Annotated in this window: 14 protein-coding genes; 6 read left to right on the forward strand and 8 right to left on the reverse strand. The window is 62.0% G+C overall.

The annotated features are described in order from the left end of the window. Nucleotides 1-130: 130 nt before the first annotated feature. Complete coding sequence (locus I5L79_RS17845; protein ID WP_196956437.1) at nt 131-349, forward strand: PspC domain-containing protein; 219 nt, start codon at nt 131-133, stop codon at nt 347-349. Here I5L79_RS17845 and I5L79_RS17850 read toward each other — a convergent pair. The 7 genes from I5L79_RS17850 to I5L79_RS17880 form a co-directional block, all read right to left on the reverse strand. Then, a complete protein-coding gene (locus I5L79_RS17850) occupies nt 260-1387 on the reverse strand; it encodes a glycosyltransferase family 2 protein (RefSeq protein ID WP_231403195.1) in 1128 nt (375 codons plus the stop codon). The genes I5L79_RS17845 and I5L79_RS17850 overlap by 90 nt on opposite strands. Further along, nucleotides 1377-1712 (reverse strand): YbaB/EbfC family nucleoid-associated protein, encoded by a 336-nt coding sequence (locus tag I5L79_RS17855; protein WP_196956438.1) that lies wholly within the window; start codon nt 1710-1712, stop codon nt 1377-1379. The genes I5L79_RS17850 and I5L79_RS17855 overlap by 11 nt, the downstream gene beginning before the upstream one ends. A gap of 115 nt (nt 1713-1827) precedes the next feature. Then, nucleotides 1828-3741: a T9SS type B sorting domain-containing protein gene (locus I5L79_RS17860; protein ID WP_196956439.1), complete on the reverse strand. Its 1914-nt coding sequence runs from the start codon at nt 3739-3741 to the stop codon at nt 1828-1830. Between the two features lie 256 nt (nt 3742-3997). Further along, nucleotides 3998-5494 carry a histidine ammonia-lyase gene (hutH, locus tag I5L79_RS17865; protein WP_196956440.1) on the reverse strand — a complete coding sequence of 499 codons (1497 nt, stop codon included), beginning with the start codon at nt 5492-5494 and terminating at the stop codon, nt 3998-4000. A gap of 270 nt (nt 5495-5764) precedes the next feature. Then, nucleotides 5765-7189: a histidine--tRNA ligase gene (hisS, locus tag I5L79_RS17870; RefSeq protein WP_196956441.1), complete on the reverse strand. Its 1425-nt coding sequence runs from the start codon at nt 7187-7189 to the stop codon at nt 5765-5767. Between the two features lie 76 nt (nt 7190-7265). Next, the gene (locus I5L79_RS17875; RefSeq protein WP_196956442.1) at nt 7266-7622 is read right to left on the reverse strand and encodes a hypothetical protein; all 357 of its coding nucleotides are present in this window, start codon (nt 7620-7622) and stop codon (nt 7266-7268) included. 371 nt (nt 7623-7993) lie between these two features. Next, a complete protein-coding gene (locus I5L79_RS17880; protein WP_196956443.1) occupies nt 7994-8419 on the reverse strand; it encodes a carboxypeptidase regulatory-like domain-containing protein in 426 nt (141 codons plus the stop codon). On the opposite strand from I5L79_RS17880, the gene I5L79_RS17885 reads away from it, so the two are divergent. After that, nucleotides 8394-8732 carry a hypothetical protein gene (locus I5L79_RS17885; protein WP_196956444.1) on the forward strand — a complete coding sequence of 113 codons (339 nt, stop codon included), beginning with the start codon at nt 8394-8396 and terminating at the stop codon, nt 8730-8732. The two genes, I5L79_RS17880 and I5L79_RS17885, sit on opposite strands and share 26 nt — an antisense overlap. 488 nt (nt 8733-9220) lie before the next feature. Here the strand turns inward: I5L79_RS17885 and I5L79_RS17890 are convergent, their stop codons facing one another. Continuing rightward, nucleotides 9221-11689, reverse strand: a complete 2469-nt coding sequence (locus I5L79_RS17890; protein ID WP_196956445.1) for an outer membrane beta-barrel protein — start codon at nt 11687-11689, stop codon at nt 9221-9223. Between the two features lie 661 nt (nt 11690-12350). Between I5L79_RS17890 and I5L79_RS17895 the strand changes: the two genes are divergently transcribed. The 4 genes from I5L79_RS17895 to I5L79_RS17910 all read left to right on the forward strand — a co-directional run bounded on the left by I5L79_RS17895 (nt 12351) and on the right by I5L79_RS17910 (nt 19354). Then, the gene (locus tag I5L79_RS17895; protein ID WP_196956446.1) at nt 12351-13595 is read left to right on the forward strand and encodes an efflux RND transporter periplasmic adaptor subunit; all 1245 of its coding nucleotides are present in this window, start codon (nt 12351-12353) and stop codon (nt 13593-13595) included. Nucleotides 13596-13625: 30 nt separating this feature from the next. After that, on the forward strand, nt 13626-15122 hold the full coding sequence (locus I5L79_RS17900; protein WP_196956447.1) for a TolC family protein: 1497 nt from the start codon (nt 13626-13628) through the stop codon (nt 15120-15122). Nucleotides 15123-15316: 194 nt separating this feature from the next. Beyond that, nucleotides 15317-16780: a CapA family protein gene (locus I5L79_RS17905; protein ID WP_196956448.1), complete on the forward strand. Its 1464-nt coding sequence runs from the start codon at nt 15317-15319 to the stop codon at nt 16778-16780. Between the two features lie 6 nt (nt 16781-16786). Further along, nucleotides 16787-19354 carry a DUF3160 domain-containing protein gene (locus I5L79_RS17910; protein ID WP_196956449.1) on the forward strand — a complete coding sequence of 856 codons (2568 nt, stop codon included), beginning with the start codon at nt 16787-16789 and terminating at the stop codon, nt 19352-19354. The last annotated feature ends 249 nt before the right edge of the window (nt 19355-19603 follow it).

The raw sequence follows: 19603 nt of genomic DNA on the forward strand, positions 1-19603 counted from the left end.
ATCAAACGGAAAACTGCCGCCAACCGCCGTAACTTGCCTTGAATTAGCGAAGAAAGTCTTGGGTATTTCCGGCCAGTAGCATAATTTACACAAGGTTAGCCCGGGGTGGCGGCTGTTGCAGAAAAGAGCTATGAAACGACTAACCGACTTCATCGAGAAACAGAGCTTTGGCGTGTGCAACACGCTGGGCCAGCGCCTGGGCTTTTCGACCAGCAGTGTGCGGCTCTCGTTCGTGTATGCTTCCTTTTTCACGTTTGGCTCACCCATCGTGCTCTACTTCGCGCTGGCGTTCTGGATGAACGTGCGCCGGGCCATGCGCCGGCAGCGCAGCACCGTCTGGGATTTGTAAGTCCCGAAACGTCCGCACGCCCCGCACGAAGTACGCCCATACCAGACTGCCCGCATACGTACCGCCCCGTTCCGCTACCCGCAGGTGCGGCCGGCCCAGCTGCCGGCGCTGCCGCCAGTAGGCGCGCTGCTGCCACACATGCCAGTGCGCCCGCCCAATAGCCTGCGCATCGGCCCAGGCGCCCTGCGTAAGAAACCGCGCCGCCGCTATCCAGTCCAGCAACACCCGCGCTGCTACCGTGCCGAACAGCTCGGCCGGGGCGGCATTTTTGTAGACCAGCGCCAGCCCGTTGCGAAAGTTGAGGTAGGTTTTGCGCGGGTTGGATTTCGGCAGGGTGCCCCCGCCCACGTGGAATACTGTGCTTTGCCCGCAGTACCACACGCCGTAGCCCGCATTTTGCAGCCGCCAGCACAGGTCTATTTCCTCCATGTGGGCGAAAAATGCCGGCTCCAGCCCACCCAGCGCGTGCCAGGCTGAGGCTCGTACCAGCATACAGGCGCCGGTAGCCCAGGCCACGGGCCGGGAGTCGTCGTACTGGCCGTGGTCGGTTTCGAGGGTATCGAAGAGGCGCCCCCGGCAGAAGGGGTAGCCCAACTGGTCGAGGTAGCCGCCGCCGGCCCCAGCGTACTCAAACGCTTCGGGCTGATTGAATGCACGGATTTTAGGTTGGCAGGCGGCAATGGTGGCGTCGCGCTCCAGCAATTCTCGTAGCGGTAGCAGCCAGCCGGGCGTCACCTGTACGTCGGAGTTCAGCAGCACGTAGTACCGGAAGTCGAGCTGGCGCAGGGCGTGGTTGTAGCCTTCACAGAAGCCCAGGTTTTCGGCGTGCAGCAGCAGGCGTACGGCCGGGAAATGCTGTTGCAGCCAGGCCACGGAGTCGTCTGTGGAGGCGTTGTCGGCTACCACAATGGTGGCGCCATCGGCGTGTTCTACCACGGCGGGCAGAAACTGCTTCAGCCAGTGGCGGCCATTCCAGTTCAGAATAACTACCGCCACGTCGGTGCAGGGGCCGGCGGGCGGGAGCGGACTAGAGGCCAAGGCTGCCGAAGTCGAGGCCCGGAATGTTGGGCATCAGGCCGGAGGTTTTGCGCTTGAGCTCTTCCTTGGCCTGGTTGGCCACATCATCCATCACCTTATTCACGGCGGCTACTACCAGGTCAGCCAGCATGTCGCGGTCGGGACCGGAGAGCAGACTTTCGTCGATGTCGAGCTTGAGCAGGCGGCGCTGCCCGTTGGCCGTAGCCTTCACCAGTCCCCCGCCCGATTCGGCCGTGGCGGTCAGGAATTGCAGCTCGTCCTGGGCCTGCTTCATCTTTTCCTGAAGCTCTTTTACTTTACCCATCATGCCCATCATGTCAAACATAGCGTCGTTGGTTTAGTCGGTTGAAGTAGGGGAGAAGATGCGGTAGGCGGGTAGTTCGTTGCTTGAGGCACTACCTACGCGGCGCGGCCAAAAGTACGCACCCAAACGTTGGCGGTCAGCGCAGCAGCGTCACGGAGCCATTCTGCACGATAACACGGCCGGTTTCATCGGTGGCCTCAAACCGGAATACGTATACGCCGGGCACCGGGGCGGCGCCGTTTACGCGCCCGTCCCAGGTCTCGCGGCGGCTAGTGCTGCGGAACACTTCCCGCCCATTCCGGTCACGCAAAATCAGCAGATACGAAGTCAGGAACCGGCCTTTCACTTCCAGCACGTCGTTCAGCCCGTCGCCGTTGGGAGTGAAGGCCGTGGGCAGCACCAGCCGCAGCGGCCGCACCAGCGTGACGAGGTTGGAGTAGCTCACGGTGCCTGTGCTGCTAGTGGCCTCCAAGCGGTAGCGCAGCACCTGCCGGTCGGCGGGCGGGGTCAGGTCCAGGGTTTCAAGGCCGTTTACTGGTTGGGCGCGCAGCACCTGCCCATCGGCCGCCAGGAGCAGCAGGCGGTAACGCGCCGTCGTGCTGCCCGCGTCCAGGGGCGTCCATTGCAATGCTACTGCACTTTGCCCGGCCGTTTCCTGCTCTCGGGCCGTGAGGATAACCGGGCAGGCCGCCGCACTTGGCCCCGAGGTCTGCCCACAGCCATCCTGCAGCCGGGCCGTGTAGCAGGCCGGCAGCTCCGGCGCAACTGTCAGGGCAGAGTCCAGTAACGTGCCCTGGGCTGAGCCGAGTACCACCGTGGCGTTGCCCTGCTCCCGGCTGAACGTGGCCTGACTGCCGGCCGGCGCGGGTTCGGCCGTCAGCACCACGCGGTTGCGCAGGTCGAAGCTGGCCGTGAGGGTGGGCGTTGGTGGGGGCGGTCCGGTCACGGCGCGCACCCTAATTTCGTTGGAGGTAGCCGTCACCGGGCCGTTGATGGCCGTTACGCGGTAGGCGTACTCCGACCCGCACACCACGCTGGCATCGGTATAAGAGCGGCTTGCACCCGCCAGGCGGGCTACCACCTGCCCGTCACGGCTTACCTCGAAGCTGGTGGGGGTGCTGCCAATAGTCCAGCGCAGCTCGTTGCGGCCCGCCGCAGCTGCGGCCGTCAGCTGTACCGCGCAGCCCTCCGCCGTCACGTACCGCGCGCCTACCGACTCGCAGGCATCGGTGAGCCGCAGTCGGAAGCAACCGGTGGTAGGGGAGGCTAAAATATAAGTGGAGTTGCTGCCGGGCACTTCGGCCACGCGCCGGTAGCCGCCGGGCTGGGCGGCATCGGCGGTTTCCAGCACGTACTGATACTGCGCCAGCAGGCTGCCAAACGTGAATTGCAGGCCCGTCGGTTGGGTTATTAGGCTAAGGAGCTGCGGCGCCACAGGCGTGGGCAGGGAGGGTAGAGGCTGCGAAGCCTCGGCGCTGCACAGGCCCGCTGCCGCGTAGGAGCCGCGTACCCGCACGGTAGTAGCCCCGGCCGGTACCACGTAGCTGGCTGTGGTGCCAGGCGCTACCGGCTGAGCTGGCCCACTGCCTATTTGCACCGTGAACCGGTCGTAAGTGCGGTCGGTGAGGGCCACCTGCACGCGGCCGGGGGCGCAGGCCGTTACGCTGAAGGAGGGCGCGGGCGTGGCGTACACCGTGAGCCGGCGAGAGAAGATGATGCCGGTGCCCGCGCTGGAGTTGGTGTTCTGGCTGATGACCAGCAAACCCGGCGTAGCGGGCACGGTACGCGTGGTGGTGGTATCCTGAAAGCCGCTGCACAGCGTGGTGCCGCCAAACTGGTAGTAGGTTTTGGCCGGGTCCAGCGGCCGGCCACTACAATCGCGCAGCCGGATGCGCTGCCCCGCGCACAGGGCTGTAACCTCCTGGCGCGTGGCCTCATCAAACACCCGGAAGCAGGCCCCGGAATTAGGCGTGTCCCGGCACTGCGCCCAGGCGCCAGGCAGCGCCAGACAAAGGGTAAAAATCAGCAATAAAAAGGCCCGCAGCTTCAAGAATCAAAAGGGTTGGTAATCCTGGGAGAAACTACAGAACGGGGAAGCCGGCAAAAAGCTTACGAACCGCCAGAAAAAAAGCCGGCCTGCATGGCTTGGTATATAGGGCATAGCGCATAACGGCCAGCATATACCTCGTCGTCATGAAGCACCCGGCTGCTATTGCAAGGTCAGCACGCGCTATGTTTTATGTGTATTCAGCCTAAGGTGCTGGAATACGATAAGGCGGCGCTGCCATGCTTTGCGCTGACTTTCGCTACGGCCACTCATAGGTGCGCACAAAGGCAGCGGCGGCGTGCATATCGGGATAGAGAATTCGGTCCTGGCTTACGAACGACACGCGCTGGCGGAAATCGGTAACTACTTGTTCCAGTTGGGGAGAGGTGCGGGCCGGGCGGCGGAATTCCAGGGCCTGCACGGCGTTCATCAGCTCGATACCCAGCACCTGCTCGGTATTCTGCACCACGCGCAGGGCTTTCGTAGCGGCGTTGGCACCCATGCTCACGTGGTCTTCCTGGCCGTTGCTGCTCACAATGCTGTCCACCGACGCAGGCGTGCACAGCTGCTTGCTCTGGCTCACGATGCCGGCGGCTGTGTATTGCGGAATCATGAAACCGGAGTTCAGCCCCGGCTCGGCCACCAGAAACGGCGGCAGCCCGCGCTGCCCCGAAACCAGCTGATACGTGCGCCGCTCCGAAATCGAACCCAGCTCGGCCACCGCAATAGCCATGAAGTCCAGCGCCAGCGCCAGGGGCTGCCCGTGGAAATTGCCGCCCGATAGAATAGCGTCGCCCGCGGGAAAGATGTTGGGGTTGTCCGTCACGGCATTGACTTCCGTTTCCATCACCTGAGCCACGTAGGTTAGCGCGTCGCGGGAGGCACCGTGTACCTGAGGCAGGCAGCGGAAGGAGTAGGGGTCCTGCACGGCGGTTTTGGGCTGCTTCTGAAGCTCACTGCCAGTCAGCAGCTCGCGCAGGTGGGCGGCTGCGGTCAGCTGCCCGGCGTGCGGCCGGATCTGGTGCAGGCGCTCATCGAATGGCTCAGGGCGGCCATCAAAAGCTTCAAGGGAGAGTGCCCCAATTACGTCGGCTGCGCGACTGAGGCGCTGGGCGCGTAGGGTACAGTGCACGCCGTAGGCCAGCATAAACTGGGTGCCGTTCAGCAACGCCAAGCCTTCTTTGGCCTCCAGGCGCAGGGGCTGCCAGCTGAACAGGTGCAGCACATCCGTAGCGGCCAGATCGTAGCCCTGGTACTGCACCTGGCCCAGGCCCAGCAGCGGCAGACACAGGTGCGCCAGTGGGGCCAGGTCGCCGCTGGCCCCGAGGGAGCCTTGCTGGTAGACCACGGGCAGAATGTCGCGGTTGTAAAAGTCGAGCAGGCGCTGCACCGTGCTTAGCTGCACTCCGCTGTGGCCGTAGCTCAGGCTGCGTGCCTTGAGCAGAAGCATCAGCTTCACCAACTCCAGGGGTACAGTTTCGCCCGTTCCGCAGGCGTGCGACATCATCAGGTTCACCTGCAGCTGCTCGCGCTCGGCCGGGGCTATGCTGGTGTTGCACAGCGCCCCAAACCCGGTATTTATGCCGTACACCGGCGCGTCGGACTGCTCCAGCCGGTTGTGGAGGTAGCGGTGGCAGGCTAGGATGCGCTCCTGGGCGTCGGCGGCCAGCACCACGCGGGCGTTGTCGGTCAGTAGCTGGTGCAAGCTGCTGAGCGTAAGATGGGTGGCGGGGCTTAGGGTGTAATCGGCGGGCATGGGTGGGTGGGAAAGCTGGGAAGGAGCAAAATTGCCAAAACAAACCCGGACTCGCACCATCTGGGCAAGTCCGGGCTGCGTGGGGAAGCAAAGGGTGAAATCAGAACTATACTTTTTGCCAGAACGTCATTCCGAGCGCAACCGAGGAATCTCGCTAGTGTGGTTGACCCCTCCAACGTCAGCACGCGGGATTCCTCGGCTACGCTCGGAATGACGACCAACGAAGTGGTAGAGATGCTTCGACTCCGCTCAGCATGACGATATACTAATCTACTTCGTCAACTCGGCCAGCACCGCATCCCAGTTCAGCAGCTGTTCCTGGCCGGTGCTTAGCTCTTTCAGCTTGAACTGACCAGCGGCACGCTCCTCGGGGCCCTGCAGTAGCACGTAGGGAATGCCTTTGGCGTCGGCGTACTTGAACTGCTTGCCCAGCTTGGCTTCGTCGGGGTACAGCTCGCTCGGGATGCCGGCCTCGCGCAGCTGGCGCAACACGGGCAGCATCAGGCGGGCAGTTTCGGCGTCGAAGGAGGCTATTAGGCAGCGCGTGGTAGTCGCCACGGCCTCGGGAAACAGGTTTAGCTCCTCCAAGCAGTCGTATAGGCGGTCCACGCCGAAGGAGAAGCCCACGCCCGACACGCCCGGCAGCCCGAAGGCGCCCGTAAGGTTGTCGTAGCGGCCGCCGCCGCTCACGCTGCCCATGTTCACGTTGTTGATCTTGATTTCGAAGATGCAGCCGGTATAATAGGAGAGGCCCCGGGCCAGCGTGGGGTCAAACTCAAGCTGGTCGAACTGCGTGAAGCCGAAATCCTTTAAGATTCTAAATACGCCTTCAAGTTCCCGGATGCCTTTGCTTCCTACCACTTCGGCATTTGAGTCACTCATAATATCTTCAAACATAAAACTTACATACTTCAACCGCTCAGATGATGACATCCTCTTATTACCATCGTGTGTTCTAAGCAAATATTCTAGCCACTGAAAGCCAAAATTGTGGAATCCTCTCTCCTTTAGTTCCTGTTTGACTCCCTCAGATCCTATTTTGTCCAGTTTGTCAAGCACAACAAAAAACTCAGACTCCTTACTAGGATCTTCACCTGCAGCGAATCGAACACCACTTAGGACATCCCGGTGGTTGATTTTAATCGTGTGCTCCGTGAGGCCCAGCGTGTTCAGAACTTCCGACATCATCAGCACGATTTCGGCCTCACAGAGCAGGGAGTCGGTGCCGACCACGTCGGCGTCGCACTGATAAAATTCCCGGTAACGGCCGCGCTGGGGCCGGTCGGCGCGCCACACGGGCTGAATCTGGTAGCGCTTGAAGGGAAAGGTGAGCGTGCCCCGGTTCATCACCACGTAGCGGGCGAAGGGCACGGTGAGGTCGTAGCGCAGACCTTTTTCGGCAATTTTGGGCAGTATTTTCTTGGAGCCGGCCTCCAGGTCTTCAGTCGTAACGGCGGCGTTTTTCTTGTTCAGAAAGTCGCCCGAGTTCAGCACTTTAAACAGCAGCTGGTCGCCCTCCTCGCCATACTTGCCGGTGAGCACCGACAAATTTTCCATGGTGGGCGTTTCGAGCGGGGCGTAGCCAAACTTCTCGAATACGCGGCGAATTACGCCAAAAATATAGTTGCGGCGGGCCACCACGGCCGGGCCAAAGTCGCGGGTGCCTTGCGGGATGCTGGGTTTCTGAACGCTCATCGGATGCCAAAATGTGGCCGCGAAGGTACTCACACTTCCCGGCACTCGGGCAAGCCTCTGGCGGGCCGGGGGGAAACTACTGCGGCTTGCCCGTAGGGAGGAGCAGGCGGTGAGCATCGAGCAGGGAAGGCACTACCAACGGCGCTTCTTCGGCCGGCAGCTGAGCAAACCGCGCCGTGGCCGCCTCGGGCAAATGGCAGAGCACCAGCTGGCGCTGCTGGCAACGGAGCGTGAAGTCGTAGGCCAGCAACAAATCCACGGCATCCTCCGGCAGCTCGGTCAGCAGGCTGCAGTCCACGCAGATCAGGCGCTTCTCGCTCCGGCTGGCCCGATGCAGGCCCCGGGCCAGCTTGTGCTGGTCGTTGGGGTCGAAGTCGGGCGCTATAATCAGCAGGTAGCTGTCCGGCAATTGCTCGCGTTGCACATCCATCATACTGACTATAACACAGGGAAACAGGGAAAAGTGACAGTGGAGGGTAATACGGAATGAGAATTTATTCGGTTTTGATATTTGGGAAAAATGTATTAAACAGCTGAAGGTCAATTTAAAATGTGCAGACAGGTAAATATATAATTGACAAAATTTTATAATGAGTGTAAAGTATATAGGGAAATTATGCAATTTATGATGACCGGATGAGCAGTCAGATGCTCCGCTCGGTACCTGCTTTGTGTGCCAAAACGCCTAAAACGCGCACCGCCCGACTGGCTGCCTCCGGGGAGAGCAGTTCGTCGGGCGGGGTTGTTCGGGTGCATAGCTACCACCAGAACCAAAGGCGAAAGGGGCGGAAAGTAAGCGGAGGTTTAGCCTTGGGGCTGAGCAACCGAGCAGGTTGGAGCCGTAACGGCAGCGGTGGTTTTGGCGGCTTTGCGGGCACCCAGGGGCTGCAACCGCACGGTACCTACGGCAATGCGGGTTTGTACGCCATTTACCACGATGCGTGGCTGCTGGGGCTCGAAGCCCAGTACCGTAGTGGCCAGCTTGTACTTGCCGAAAGGCACTTTGCCTACCTGGAACGAGCCGTCGGCGTTGGTGGCTACCGTGCGAATCACGGCGTTGTCGTCGGCCCGCAGGATGGCTACGGTGGCGCTGGGAATGGGCTCATTGGTTTCGCCGTCGCGCAGCGTGCCGGTGATGGTGCCGTTGTAGAAAGTGCTAGCGGAAAGCTGAAGGCCAGCCAGAACGAAGGTGAAACCCAGGAGAATGCGGTTGAAGGCGAAAGTTTTCATAGCTCAGAAAGACAAAAAGAAGGAGGCGGATTGGGCGAAGAAAGCAACTGCGGTAGCCGCGGTTCTGCAGCAGAAGCTTCCGGAAGCCCGGAGAAAAAGCAAGTCGGCAGCGAGAAAGCAGTGGTGCCGAACAAAGACCGGAATCCGGTTACCCAACGCTGGCGAACAGGACTTTCGCGGGGCTGAGTTGGAAGAACAAAACAAAGGTAATACTTACTACTATGTTTTGCAAGGTACCTTCGAAAAATATTTTTTGGTTCTGTTTTTCAGGCTGACCGGGAGTGAAGAGCAGTTGGCCGGCAGGTGTGAGTGAAGCGGGAAAGGAGGGCGGGAAACGAAGCGGGAAGCGGGTAAGTGCCTGCGTAGAAAAGCTTTGTTACTCCATTAGATGGGACTTCCTAAAAGAGGGTTGCCTGTAGCAGCGGAATTTTTTACAACTCCTTTCAACCCTGAGAAAAACAAGCAAAACAACTGGTTGAAGTAATCCTCGAAAGAATGGCACAAAGGTACAGGGCCCCTGGGCGGCGTCAACCGCACGATGATGTGAGCAGGCCGGCCACGGCCATAACATCATCGGGCCGGGTGGCCAGGCAAGCGGAAAGCCTAGGAAGGGAACGGCCGCCAGTGCAGCCCGGCGAGCAGAAGGTGGCTTGGCTACTGGCTGCCTTCCTGCCCTGCTCAGCAGCTTCTATAACGACATACTGCCGGCCTCCAAAGGAAACCGGCAGTATAACAGCACTAGAAGAAAGAGGGCAACGGAAACACAGCACTCGTATTCGTTGGCCTGGCTGGCGGGTGTGCTTAGCCCCCAAACCCGCCACCACCTCCCTGCGGCTGGCTTTCAATTTTCTTGGGCGGCTTGGTGGCCCCGATGTACCAGGTAAAGCCCAGCCAGCCCACCCGGGTTTCGTTTTTGTAGCGGTTGCGCACCGTCAGCTCGTCGGTGTTGATTTCGGAGCGGCTCACCTGCGTATCGAAGAGGTCGGAAACCCGCAGCGTGAGGGCGGCACGGTCCTGGAACAGGCGCTGGCGCAAAGCCAGGTCGAGGCCGCCGTAGGAAAGCTGCCGACCCTGGGCCGTGAGCGTGGCCGAGCGCCAGGAGCCGGTCAGCTGCACATCGAGCGTGGGCCGGGGCGTGAAGTTGCTGCTCAGGCGCACGTTGCCGGCCACGGTGCGGCGGTTGATGCCATTGGAGCCATTGGAGGCTACCTCATTGCGGTACAAAGAGCCCGAGGCCGCCACGCGCCACCACTTCGTGAGCGACTGGTTCCAGGTGGCTTCGGCGCCCAGGTTGGCGGTGTTGCCGAAGTTGCGGTAGGTTTCAGCCGTTACGATGCCGGCCTGGTTAAGGCGTGTGGCCATGGTGTCGATTTCGCGTACCCGCTGCACCACGTCCTGCGAAAAGCGCCCGAACAGCGTAGCGGTGATGGAAGCGCCGCCGCTCAGGTTCAGCTGGTGGCCCAGCTCCAGGTTGTGGCTGAACTCGGCCCGCAGCGCCGGGTTGCCCTGGCGGTAGTTGCGGGCGTCCTGGTAAAGCTGGAAGGGCAGCTGCTCCATAAAGTTGGGTCGGTCGATGCGGCGGGCGTAGCTGAGCTGCAGGCGCTGCTGCCCGGGCTCTTTGCCCAACTCCTTGGCCAGCGTAGCCGACGGAAACAAGCTCAGGTAATCGAGCCCCACGCGGCCAGTGCCGCCGCGAACGGTACCACTCAGGTTGGTGTATTCGGTGCGCAGGCCGCTTTGCAGGTTGTAGCCGTGGCCCAGGGTGCGCTGGTACGTCACGTAGGCCGCGGGCAGCACTTCCTGAATGTTGTACTCCACGGAGCGGGCCGCATCGTGCTCAAACTCGCTGGGCTGGTCGGTGGGGGCCGAGAACAGGTCGGCGGTACCGTGGTTGTCCGTGGTCTGGATTTTCAGGCCGGTTTCCAGCTTGCCGTTGGCCAGTGGGTAGGTGTAGTCCAGGGTGCCGTACAGGATGCGCGCATCAATGGCAAACTCCTGGCGCTGGGTAGGTGCGTTGCTCAACTGCTGGGTGAAAGGCACCTCTCCCGTGATGGACACGAAACCGGCGTTGGCCGTCAGCTCGCGGCCTTTCTGCTTGGCCCAGGTGCGGCGGTAGGAGGCATCGGTATTCCACACGCGCACATCCACATCCACACGCTGCTGGCCCAGCTGGTCGGGCTTATTTTCCCCGTCAACTTTCGTGGTCAGCGTCTGGCGGTTGAAGCCCTTTTCGCCTTCCTTCGACGGCGACACGCTGAAGCTCAGGCTTTGCTCCTCACTCAGCTCGTAGTCCACGCCCAGGTTCAGGGAGTGGTTGATGCGCCGCTCGGTGCCTTTGCCTTCCTGCGTCGTTTCAATCAGGGTGCCATCTTCAAGGCGGGCGGTTTGGGCACCCCGGGAGTTGTCGGAAAAGCGCTGGTCGCGGCCGTTGTAGCCGAAGTTCCAGGTGGCTTTGCCCCGGCGGCGGCTCAGGTTCAAGGTGGGGGCGTACTTGCTGCCGTTGCCCGCTACCAGCCCAATCTGGCCGTTGGTGCCTTCCTTCTTATCCTTTTTGGTGATGATGTTAATGACCCCCGCGCCCGAGGCATCGTACTTGGCCGAGGGGTTCGTCATCACCTCCACCTGCGAGATGCGCGAGGCAGGGAGCTGGTCGAGGCGGGGGCCGGAGCCCGCGCCGCCGTTGCTGGTGCCGGCGGGCTTGCCGTCAATCAGAATAGTAAGGTTGGAGGAGCCGCGCAGGCTCACGGTGCCATTGGCATCCACCGCCACCGAGGGCACGTTCTGCAGCACGTTCACGGCCGTGCCGCCCACGCTGCTCAGGTCTTTCTCCACGTTGATGACGCGCTTGCCCAGGTCGTTCTGCACGGTTTCCTTCTGGCCCGTCACCGTTACGCCTTTCAATTGAGTAGTAATAGGCGAAAGCGAGAAAGAGCCTAGCCGTACATCCGGGGCCGCAGTGGTAAGCGTTACCGTGCGGCGCACGGGCTGGTAGCCGATAACCGAGGTTTTCACTAGGTACTTGCCCATGCCCAGGGAGGCCAGCGTGAAGGTGCCGTTTTCGCCGGTTTCGGCGCCCGCCACAAACGTGGAGTCCTGGGCCCGCAGCACTACCACGTTGGCAAAGGGTACGGGCTGCTTGTTGCTTTGGTCGAGCAGGGTGCCGCTGACGGAACCCGTAGGCTGTTGCTGGGCAGCGGCGGCCAGCGGAAAGAACATAGTGAGGAGGCCCAGGCCCCGCAGGGTCCGGTAGAGTGGTAGCTGAGTTTTCATCGAAAAGAAGGGAGGTTGGAAGGGCGAAGAGGGCAAAGGGAGTCCGCCCCAACGGCCGCGGCTCCGTTGGAAAGGGTGTTTGCCCGGAATGTAGACACGAGTAGCAGGGGCACTACCTGCTCAGAGCAGGAGCGCCGCTAAGCCCGTTCCCAGGGGAGCCGCCGGAACCAGAGGTTCCCGGGAGGCGCCACGCTGCCTGGCCCGATTGGCGCAGGGTGGGAGGGGCCGCCGGGGCGGGAGGAAAAAGCCGCGCCGCCGGGGTATTTGCGAATCAATAAGCCAAAGGTAACAGAAGGTACTATGCAACGCAAGGTACTTGCGAGAAATATTTTTGACTGATTGATTTTGCTCTGCCGTCTTAGGCAAGCACCTGGCGAAACCGGGTGCCGCTGCGCGCCCATCTTACCTTATAAAGAGCCAGATGGACAAGCCCACAGAGCCGTTGCCTGACGAAGGAAAAAAGCCGCCGCACGCCGGCCTGCGGCGGTGTCCGGTACCCTAAAATGGCCCGCGCAATTCCGAACACCCTGTCCGGAATCGGACAGTTTTTTATTGCCGATAGCAAGGTATTATGTAGATAAATAATTGAAAGATTGGGTTTTATAAAACTGGCACTTCGCTTGGCTAGGGTAGAGCAGAACCTCTACACGACCGAACGAAAATGGACAGAGCTATTTCCTCCACTATTCAAAACCGCCGCGTCCGTCAGCGCTGGCTGCTGGTGCTGGCCGGCCTGCTGGCAGTAGCTGCCGCATTGTGGGGCTTCCGCAGCGTGCTGCGCCCCAGCATCAACCAGGCGGATCTGCTCACCACCACCGTCGAAACCGGCGACGTGGAAGCCACCATCACGGCAGCCGGGCTGGTGATTCCGGCACGGGAGGCCGTGGTCACCAGCCCCATTCAGTCGACCATCCGGCGGGTGCTGCTCACGGCCGGCGACGAGGTGAAGCCCGGCCAGCCCATTGTGGAGCTGGACAAGGAAATGACGTCCTCCAATCTGGCCAAGCTCCAAGACGAGCAGCTCCAAAACCAGAACAAGAGCACCGTGCTGCAACTGTCCCTGGAGCGCAGCCTCAACGACCTGGCAGCCCAGGAGCAGGTGCAGCAGGAGAAAGTGCGCAGCCTGCAGTCGGCCCTGCGCGACGAGCAGCACCTGCTGGGCATTGGCTCGGGCACTCAGGAAAACGTGCGCCAGGCCGAGCTCAACCTGAAGATTGCCCAGCTGGAATTGCAGAAAGTGCGCCGCCAGATGACCAACCAGCGCCGCTCCAACCAGGCCGATGAGCGGGGCCTGGGCTACACGCGCCAGATTCAGGCCCGCAGCATTGCCGAGTTGGCCCGCGAGCTGCAGCAGGCTACTATCAGCGCCGACCAGGCCGGGGTGCTTACCTGGGTGAGCGAGGACGTGGGTGGGGCCGTGAGCAAAGGCCAGGTGCTGGCCCGCGTGGCCGACCTCAGCTCGTTCCGGGTGCGGGCCACCGTGGCCGACACTTACGCCGACTCCCTGCACGTGGGCGACGCCGTGCGCGTGCGCCTGGGCGGTACAGACCTGACCGGCACCATAGCCTCCATCAGCCCGGCCGTGGAGAAAGGTGTAGTCACCTTCTACGCCCGGCTGGATGAAAACCACCACCCCGTGCTGCGGGCCAACCAGCGCGCCGAGGTGTACGTGGTGACGCGGGCCCACCCCCGGGTAACGCGCGTGAAAAATGGGCCCTTCTACCAGGGTGGGCGTGAGCAGTCGGTGTTTGTGCTGCAGGATGGGCGCGCCGTGCGCCGCACCGTGCGCTTCGGCGACGCCAACTTCGACTATGTGCAGGTGGTGCAGGGTCTGCGCCCCGGCGAAGAGCTCATCCTGACTGATATGAAGGACTACGAGCAAGTGAACGAGCTGTCCGTCAAGTAAAAAATTCCGCCGCTTCTGCTTTTCTGAGCTATGAAAACCTCTGCTTTTTACCTGGAAGTACTACGCCTCTGGGGCCTGCTGCTGGCTATTGTAGGCTTGGTGCTCGGTGCCGCCATCAGTGCCTCGGCGCAGGCTCCGGCCCTCACCCTGCCCCAGGCCATTGAGCTTACCTTGGCGCAGTCGGCCGTGGCCAAGCAGGCCGTGACGGCCCGCGAAACCAGCTACTGGCAGTACCGCTCCTTCCGCGCCGACTACAAGCCCCAGCTGGTCCTGGAAGGCGTATTGCCCGACTACAGCCGCGCTTATCTGGCAGTGACGCAGTTGGATGGTACGACCCGCTTCCAGTACGTGCGTAACAACGCTTCAAATGTGGGCGCTACCGTGACGCAGGGAATCGGCCTGACGGGCGGCAAAATTACGGTAAGCAGTGCCCTGCAGCGTTTTGACAGCTTTGAGGGTGCCGGGCAGCGCCTCTATAATACTAGCCCCGTGGCGCTGGGCTTCTCCCAGCCCATCGGGGGATTCAACGCTTTGAGCTGGAACAAGCGCATCGAGCCGCTGCGCTACCAGGAGTCGGGCCGCCAGTACGCCCAGGACCGCGAAACCATTGCTCAGCGCGTGACGGAACTCTACTTTGACGTGCTGCTGCAACAGGTGAATGCCGACGTGGCCCGCCAGAACCGCCAAGCCAGCGCCGATATGCTGCGCATGGGCCGGGAGCGGTTTAAGCTGGGCCGCCTTTCCGAAAACGACTTACTCTTGCTGGAGTTGAACTTACTCGGCGCCGAGCAGGCCGAAATTCAGGCGGGCGTTGAAGCGCGCCAGGCCGCCGTGCAGCTCACCAGCTACGCCGGCCTTACGCTCGACCCCACCGTGCCGCTGGCCGTGCCGGCTTTGCTGCCCGCCCTGCAGGTTTCGGCCGATGATGCCCTGGCCCAGGCCCGCCGCTACCGCCGCGAAACGCTACTATTTCAGCGGCGCCTGCTCGAAGCCGACCGGGGCGTGGCCCAGGCCAAAGGCACCACCGGCTTTCAGGCCAGCCTTTCGGCTGGTTTCGGGCTGGCCAGCAGCGCCGATCAGCTGGGGCGCAGCTACGTGAACCCCAACGACCAGCAGCAGGTGCGCCTGGGCTTCTCCATGCCGATTGTGGACTGGGGCAAGACGCGGGCCGCCGTGAAAACCGCCGAGCTCAGCCGCCAGCAGGTGCAGCAGCAGGTGCAGCAGGAGCAGCTCACCTTCGAGCAGACGGTGCGCGCCCAGGCCGCCCAGCTGGGGGCCCTCAACCAGCAGCTGGCCCTGGCCTCCCGCGCCGATTCCCTTGCCCAGCGCCGCTACGCCATCAGCCGGGCCACCTACCAGGTCGGCCGCATCTCCCTTACCGACCTCAACATTGCCCAGAGCGAAAAAGACCGCGCCAAGCGTGCTTACATTGCCGCACTACGCGCCTGCTGGGTGGCGTATTATCAGCTGCGCACCCTCACCCTCTTCGATTTTGAGCGTCAGCAGCCCTTGGTGGTGGAAGGGTAGGAGGAGCTACTAGCAGAGCGGGTATGAAGGAGAAGTGAAAGGCGGTAGGGAATAAGGTGCATTCCTTCATCTTTGTGAGGATGACTTGCCTCTATGTGCCGTTTTCAAACCGATGCGTATGCTGCCTAAAGGTTGTAGGAGCACTACTGTGTGTGTTTAGCCTGGCAACTTGTAAGCATTCGACGACGCCAGTTGTGCGCATCAGTGTGGTGGGTGATGTACTACTGGCGCGTGGCGTACCCACTGCATTGTCCCGCGACAGCGCCGCTCTCCACAGCACTGCTCGGCAGTTATGGAGCGGTAGCCGCTACGTTATTGGCAACCTGGAGTGCCCCCTGACTTTTGCCGCCCAGCCCGCCGCCAAGCGCTTCGTGTTTCGAGCTACCCCTGCGTATGCGGGCTGGTTGCGCCGGCTGGGTTTGACGCACCTTTCGCTGGCCAACAACCACACCCTCGACCAGCAGCTGCCCGGCCTGCGCGCCACGGCCCGCGCGGTGCGAGGCGCGGGCCTCGGGGCGCTGGGCTATCAGGCTGATTCCCTGGCGGGCTGCCGGCCTACTCTGCTCGGGCCCGATAGCAGCGCGGCCGTGTTTGCGTGGTCGGCTTTTCGGCAGCAGGCTTCCGGCGAAGGCTGTGTGTGCGGGCGCGACTTCGCAACGCTGTGCGCGCGGGTGGCCGCCTACAAAACGCTGTTTCCGCACCGCGCCGTGCTCGTATACCTGCATTGGGGCCACGAGTACAGTGCCCAACCCAGCGCGGAGCAGCGCCGGCAGGCGCATCAGTTCATCGACTGCGGCGCCGATGCCGTAGTGGGTGCGCATCCGCACGTGGTGCAGCCAGCCGAGCTGTACCGCGGCCGGCCTATCGTGTATAGTCTGGGCAACTTCATCTTCGACCAGCGCGGCCGGCCCGGCACAGATCTAGCCCTACAGGCCGATTTCGACCTTGAGGGTGGGCGCGTGATGGCCACACACCTGCGGCCGCTGCAACTGCGCAGAGCCGTGCCGCACCCGGCTTCGGCGGCGGCCCGCGCCGCGCTGCGGCGGCAGCTGCAACCTCCGCGCGGTCAACCAGCTACCAGCCGGCTGGCGGATGAAGAAGGTGGCGGCTGGCAACTTGTTTCGCTGGCGGCTACCCCGGGCGAACCGCCTAAGCCCGACTTTTTTTCCCGGCAGCTCACTCTGCCCGATTCGGCGGGCCGGCCAGTGCGCGTGCGGCTGCGCTACCTGCCCCACAATGGCTACTACCAGGCCCTGACGCAAGCCAGTGGCACGGAATCGGTGCGGCCGCTGGGCTTTCCGGTGTACTACTTCGGTCAGGGCGACGTGGACAACGACGGGCAAACGGACCTTTTGGTAGGACCCGTCAAGACCACGCATTTCGATTCGACTGTGCAGCGGCGCCTGTTTGTGTACCGGCTGGTGGGCGGGCGCTGGGAGCCGCGCTGGCTGGGCTCTAAGGTGGTGTATCGGCTGCGCTACTTCAAAGCGGTGCGCGACGCGGCCACCGGCCGCACCTACGTGCGCACCTTGGAGCAGCAGCCTGATGGCCGCTATTGTATTGGTCGCTATTATTGGCAGGGCTTTGGGCTGGTGCTGGACCGCTTCACCTACCGCCACCTTCTGCTCGACGACGCTTACCTACACTTTATCTCCTGACGCTGTATGAATCGTACTACCTGGCTGGCGCTAACCGGCTTTGCCCTACTGCTGCTGGGTGGCGGCCTGTTCTGGTGGTTTCGCTCCGCCAACCCCGCTGCCCCGGCGGCTAAAACGCCGGCGTCCACGAGCGTAAGCAACGCGCCGACAGCGGGGGGCAGCAGCACCCACGACAACGGCTTCGGGGAGCAGATTACAATAAAGCAGACGGAGGACAAAACCTGGCTGGCCCAGTACTACCAGCGGACTTACATCAAAGGCTATTACGAGGGCTATGCCACCGAAGAGGTGAAAAAGCCCAAGCGCACCCCGCTGCCGCCCTTCGACTTCAATCAGTCCTTGGCGGGCAAGTCGTACCTGGATCTGTTGCTGCTGCGCAATACCATCTACGCCCGCAACGGCTACTGCTTTATGAACGCCACGGCCCGCACCTACTTCGACAAGCAGAAGTGGTATTACCCACTCTGGGCCGAGGCCGAGTACAACGAACAGGGCAAGGAAATCCGCCCCGTCGACGATGTGATTCCGGTGCCGCTTAACAAGCAGGAGTTGGCCTTCGTGCAGCGCGTGCAGGCCGAGGAAGCCAGGCTGCTGGCCCGCCGCATCAGCCGGCAGAATGGCTACGACATGCTGGGCTTCGACTTCGTAACCAACCAGCGCGAGCTGCTGACCACGCCGGCCATGCGCACAGTGCTCAACCGCCACAACTTCGTGCTGGTGCCCACCCAGGAAGAGCAGCTGTTCTACATCTACGACCAGAACCAGTACAACTATACGCCCAGCTTCGTGACCACCGATTTGGTGCTGCAGTTGCTGCATAAGTACCTCAACGGCATCCTCAGCGACGTGGAGGAAAAGTGCCTAGCGCCGGTAGTGGCCAGCGTGCTGCGCGAAGGCCGCCAGCAGGCCGAAGCCCTGGCCCGGCGCAGTCAGATTCCCCAGGCCCGGGCCGCCGCCGAGTGGGCTGCCGCCTACTACGCCGTGGGGCAGGGCCTGTTGCAGCCCGGCGCCTCAGCCCCCACAGGCACCTACGCTGATGTGGCCACCAACGAGTTGCAAAACGCCACTGCCGCTGAGGGCAAGGGTTCCTACTTTCTGCACGATTCGCTCTACGACTATACTGCCCTCAAGCCCCGGGGCATGTACACGCTGAACGACACCACTCGCCGCTACTTCCGCACGGTGAAGTGGCTGAACACCGCCCCGGTGTTCTTCGATTCTGATGAAGGCCTGCTGCGCACCCTGGCGCTGGGTCAGGCCCTGAACGCCAGTGCCGCCGGCACGCGCAGCTTCGGGCAGTTTTCGCAGGTGCTCGACGTGCTGGTGGGCGACGAGGACAACCGCTCGATGACCCACCTGCTGCAACTGCTCAAAACCAAGTATGCCGGCCGCTCCCTCGACCAACTATCCGAGCCCGCCACCTTAGCCAGCCTGCGCCGTCAGCTGGCTGCCACCGGCACCGACCGCATCCGCGCCAAGGGCGCCACCGATAAAGCCGTGGAGCATCTGGCAAAGCCCAAGTTCATCTTCACGGCCGGCCGCTACACCTTTGACGGCGAAATCTTGCAGCGCTTGGTGAACGTGAAGCGCCCCCGGCCACAGGCAAAGCCCCCGCGCCCCTTCCCCAAGGGCCTCGACGTGTTTGCCACCTTCAGGAACCAAACGGCCCAGGACTTGCTACTGAAGCACTACCAGGAAGCCGCCCGCTGGCCCGCTTACCCCGACTCGCTGCGCGTGCTTCAGCAGCAGTTTGCCGGCTTCAAGGGCTGGGACCAAAACCTCTACACCAAGACCATGCAGATGCTGCTGGCCCTGAACGCACCTACGGCTGATAAGAACCCGCCCCTCTTCGCTCGTACGCCGGCTTGGCAGAAACGCAACCTAAGCACTGCCCTTGGTGGGTGGACGGAGCTCAAGCACGACTTGATTCTCTACACCGAGCAGCCAATGGGAGCCGAAGCCGGCGCGGGCGGGGAGGGGCCACCGCCCCCACAGCATCTGGGCTACGTGGAGCCCAACCTGCCCTTCTGGAACGCGGCTCTGCAGTTACTTAGTTTTCAGGAGCAGCGCCTGACCCGCCTCGGGGCCAACACGGAGCACTTGGCTGGCATCAACAAGGAAATCCGGGAGCTGGTAACCAAGCTGCGCAACATGGCCCAAAAAGAGGTCAATCATCAGTCGTTGACCAATGAAGAAATGACCTCACTGTCATGGATTGGCGGCGAGGTGGAGAGCCTGACCATTCGTATCCTGAAAACCGCCCAGCTGCCCGACCGCGAGAAACACATTGGGCTGGTGGCCGACGTGTACGCCTTCAACCAGGATGTGCTGGAGGAGGCTGTGGGCGCGGTGGATGCGCTGTACGTGGTGGTCGAAATCAACGGCACGCCGGTGCTGGCGCGTGGCGCGGCCTTCAGCTACTACGAGTTTGTGAGTGACACCCGTCTTACCGACGAAGAGTGGAAAACCCAACTCAAGCGCACTGCCCCGGCCCGGCCTACTTGGCTGCAGGAGCTTATCGTGCCGGTGAAGGAGTTGGCGACCAAGAGCGGCGACCCTGAGTCAATATACTAGCTGGCCCGGACGGGTACAGTTAACAACAGCCATAAAAAATCCTGCCTAACCCGGGCAGGATTTTTTTATAGTCAGACACCAATTTCCGGACAGCAGCTTTCCTGTTTCCGAACACCTTGTCCGTTTTTGGACATATTATCTAAGCTTGAAATAATTGAATATGGCGTTAAATATTTGATAAATAGCTGTTTATAAAAATGGCACGTGGCTTGGCTACTTACCAGGCAGGAAGGGCTCCGATAGTGCAAA

This window comes from Hymenobacter guriensis (assembly GCF_015773195.1).
GTDB classification, from domain to species: Bacteria; Bacteroidota; Bacteroidia; order Cytophagales; family Hymenobacteraceae; genus Hymenobacter; species Hymenobacter guriensis.

What these genes read in the sequence shown, in the direction of transcription:
- I5L79_RS17895 (WP_196956446.1), top strand. Translation starts at nt 12,351, where the DNA reads ATGGACAGAGCTATTTCCTCCACTATTCAAAACCGCCGCGTCCGTCAG.
- I5L79_RS17845 (WP_196956437.1), top strand. Translation starts at nt 131, where the DNA reads ATGAAACGACTAACCGACTTCATCGAGAAACAGAGCTTTGGCGTGTGC.
- I5L79_RS17890 (WP_196956445.1), bottom strand. Translation starts at nt 11,689, where the DNA reads ATGAAAACTCAGCTACCACTCTACCGGACCCTGCGGGGCCTGGGCCTC.
- hutH (WP_196956440.1), bottom strand. Translation starts at nt 5,494, where the DNA reads ATGCCCGCCGATTACACCCTAAGCCCCGCCACCCATCTTACGCTCAGC.
- I5L79_RS17880 (WP_196956443.1), bottom strand. Translation starts at nt 8,419, where the DNA reads ATGAAAACTTTCGCCTTCAACCGCATTCTCCTGGGTTTCACCTTCGTT.
- hisS (WP_196956441.1), bottom strand. Translation starts at nt 7,189, where the DNA reads ATGAGCGTTCAGAAACCCAGCATCCCGCAAGGCACCCGCGACTTTGGC.
- I5L79_RS17900 (WP_196956447.1), top strand. Translation starts at nt 13,626, where the DNA reads ATGAAAACCTCTGCTTTTTACCTGGAAGTACTACGCCTCTGGGGCCTG.
- I5L79_RS17875 (WP_196956442.1), bottom strand. Translation starts at nt 7,622, where the DNA reads ATGATGGATGTGCAACGCGAGCAATTGCCGGACAGCTACCTGCTGATT.
- I5L79_RS17855 (WP_196956438.1), bottom strand. Translation starts at nt 1,712, where the DNA reads ATGTTTGACATGATGGGCATGATGGGTAAAGTAAAAGAGCTTCAGGAA.
- I5L79_RS17885 (WP_196956444.1), top strand. Translation starts at nt 8,394, where the DNA reads ATGCGGTTGAAGGCGAAAGTTTTCATAGCTCAGAAAGACAAAAAGAAG.
- I5L79_RS17910 (WP_196956449.1), top strand. Translation starts at nt 16,787, where the DNA reads ATGAATCGTACTACCTGGCTGGCGCTAACCGGCTTTGCCCTACTGCTG.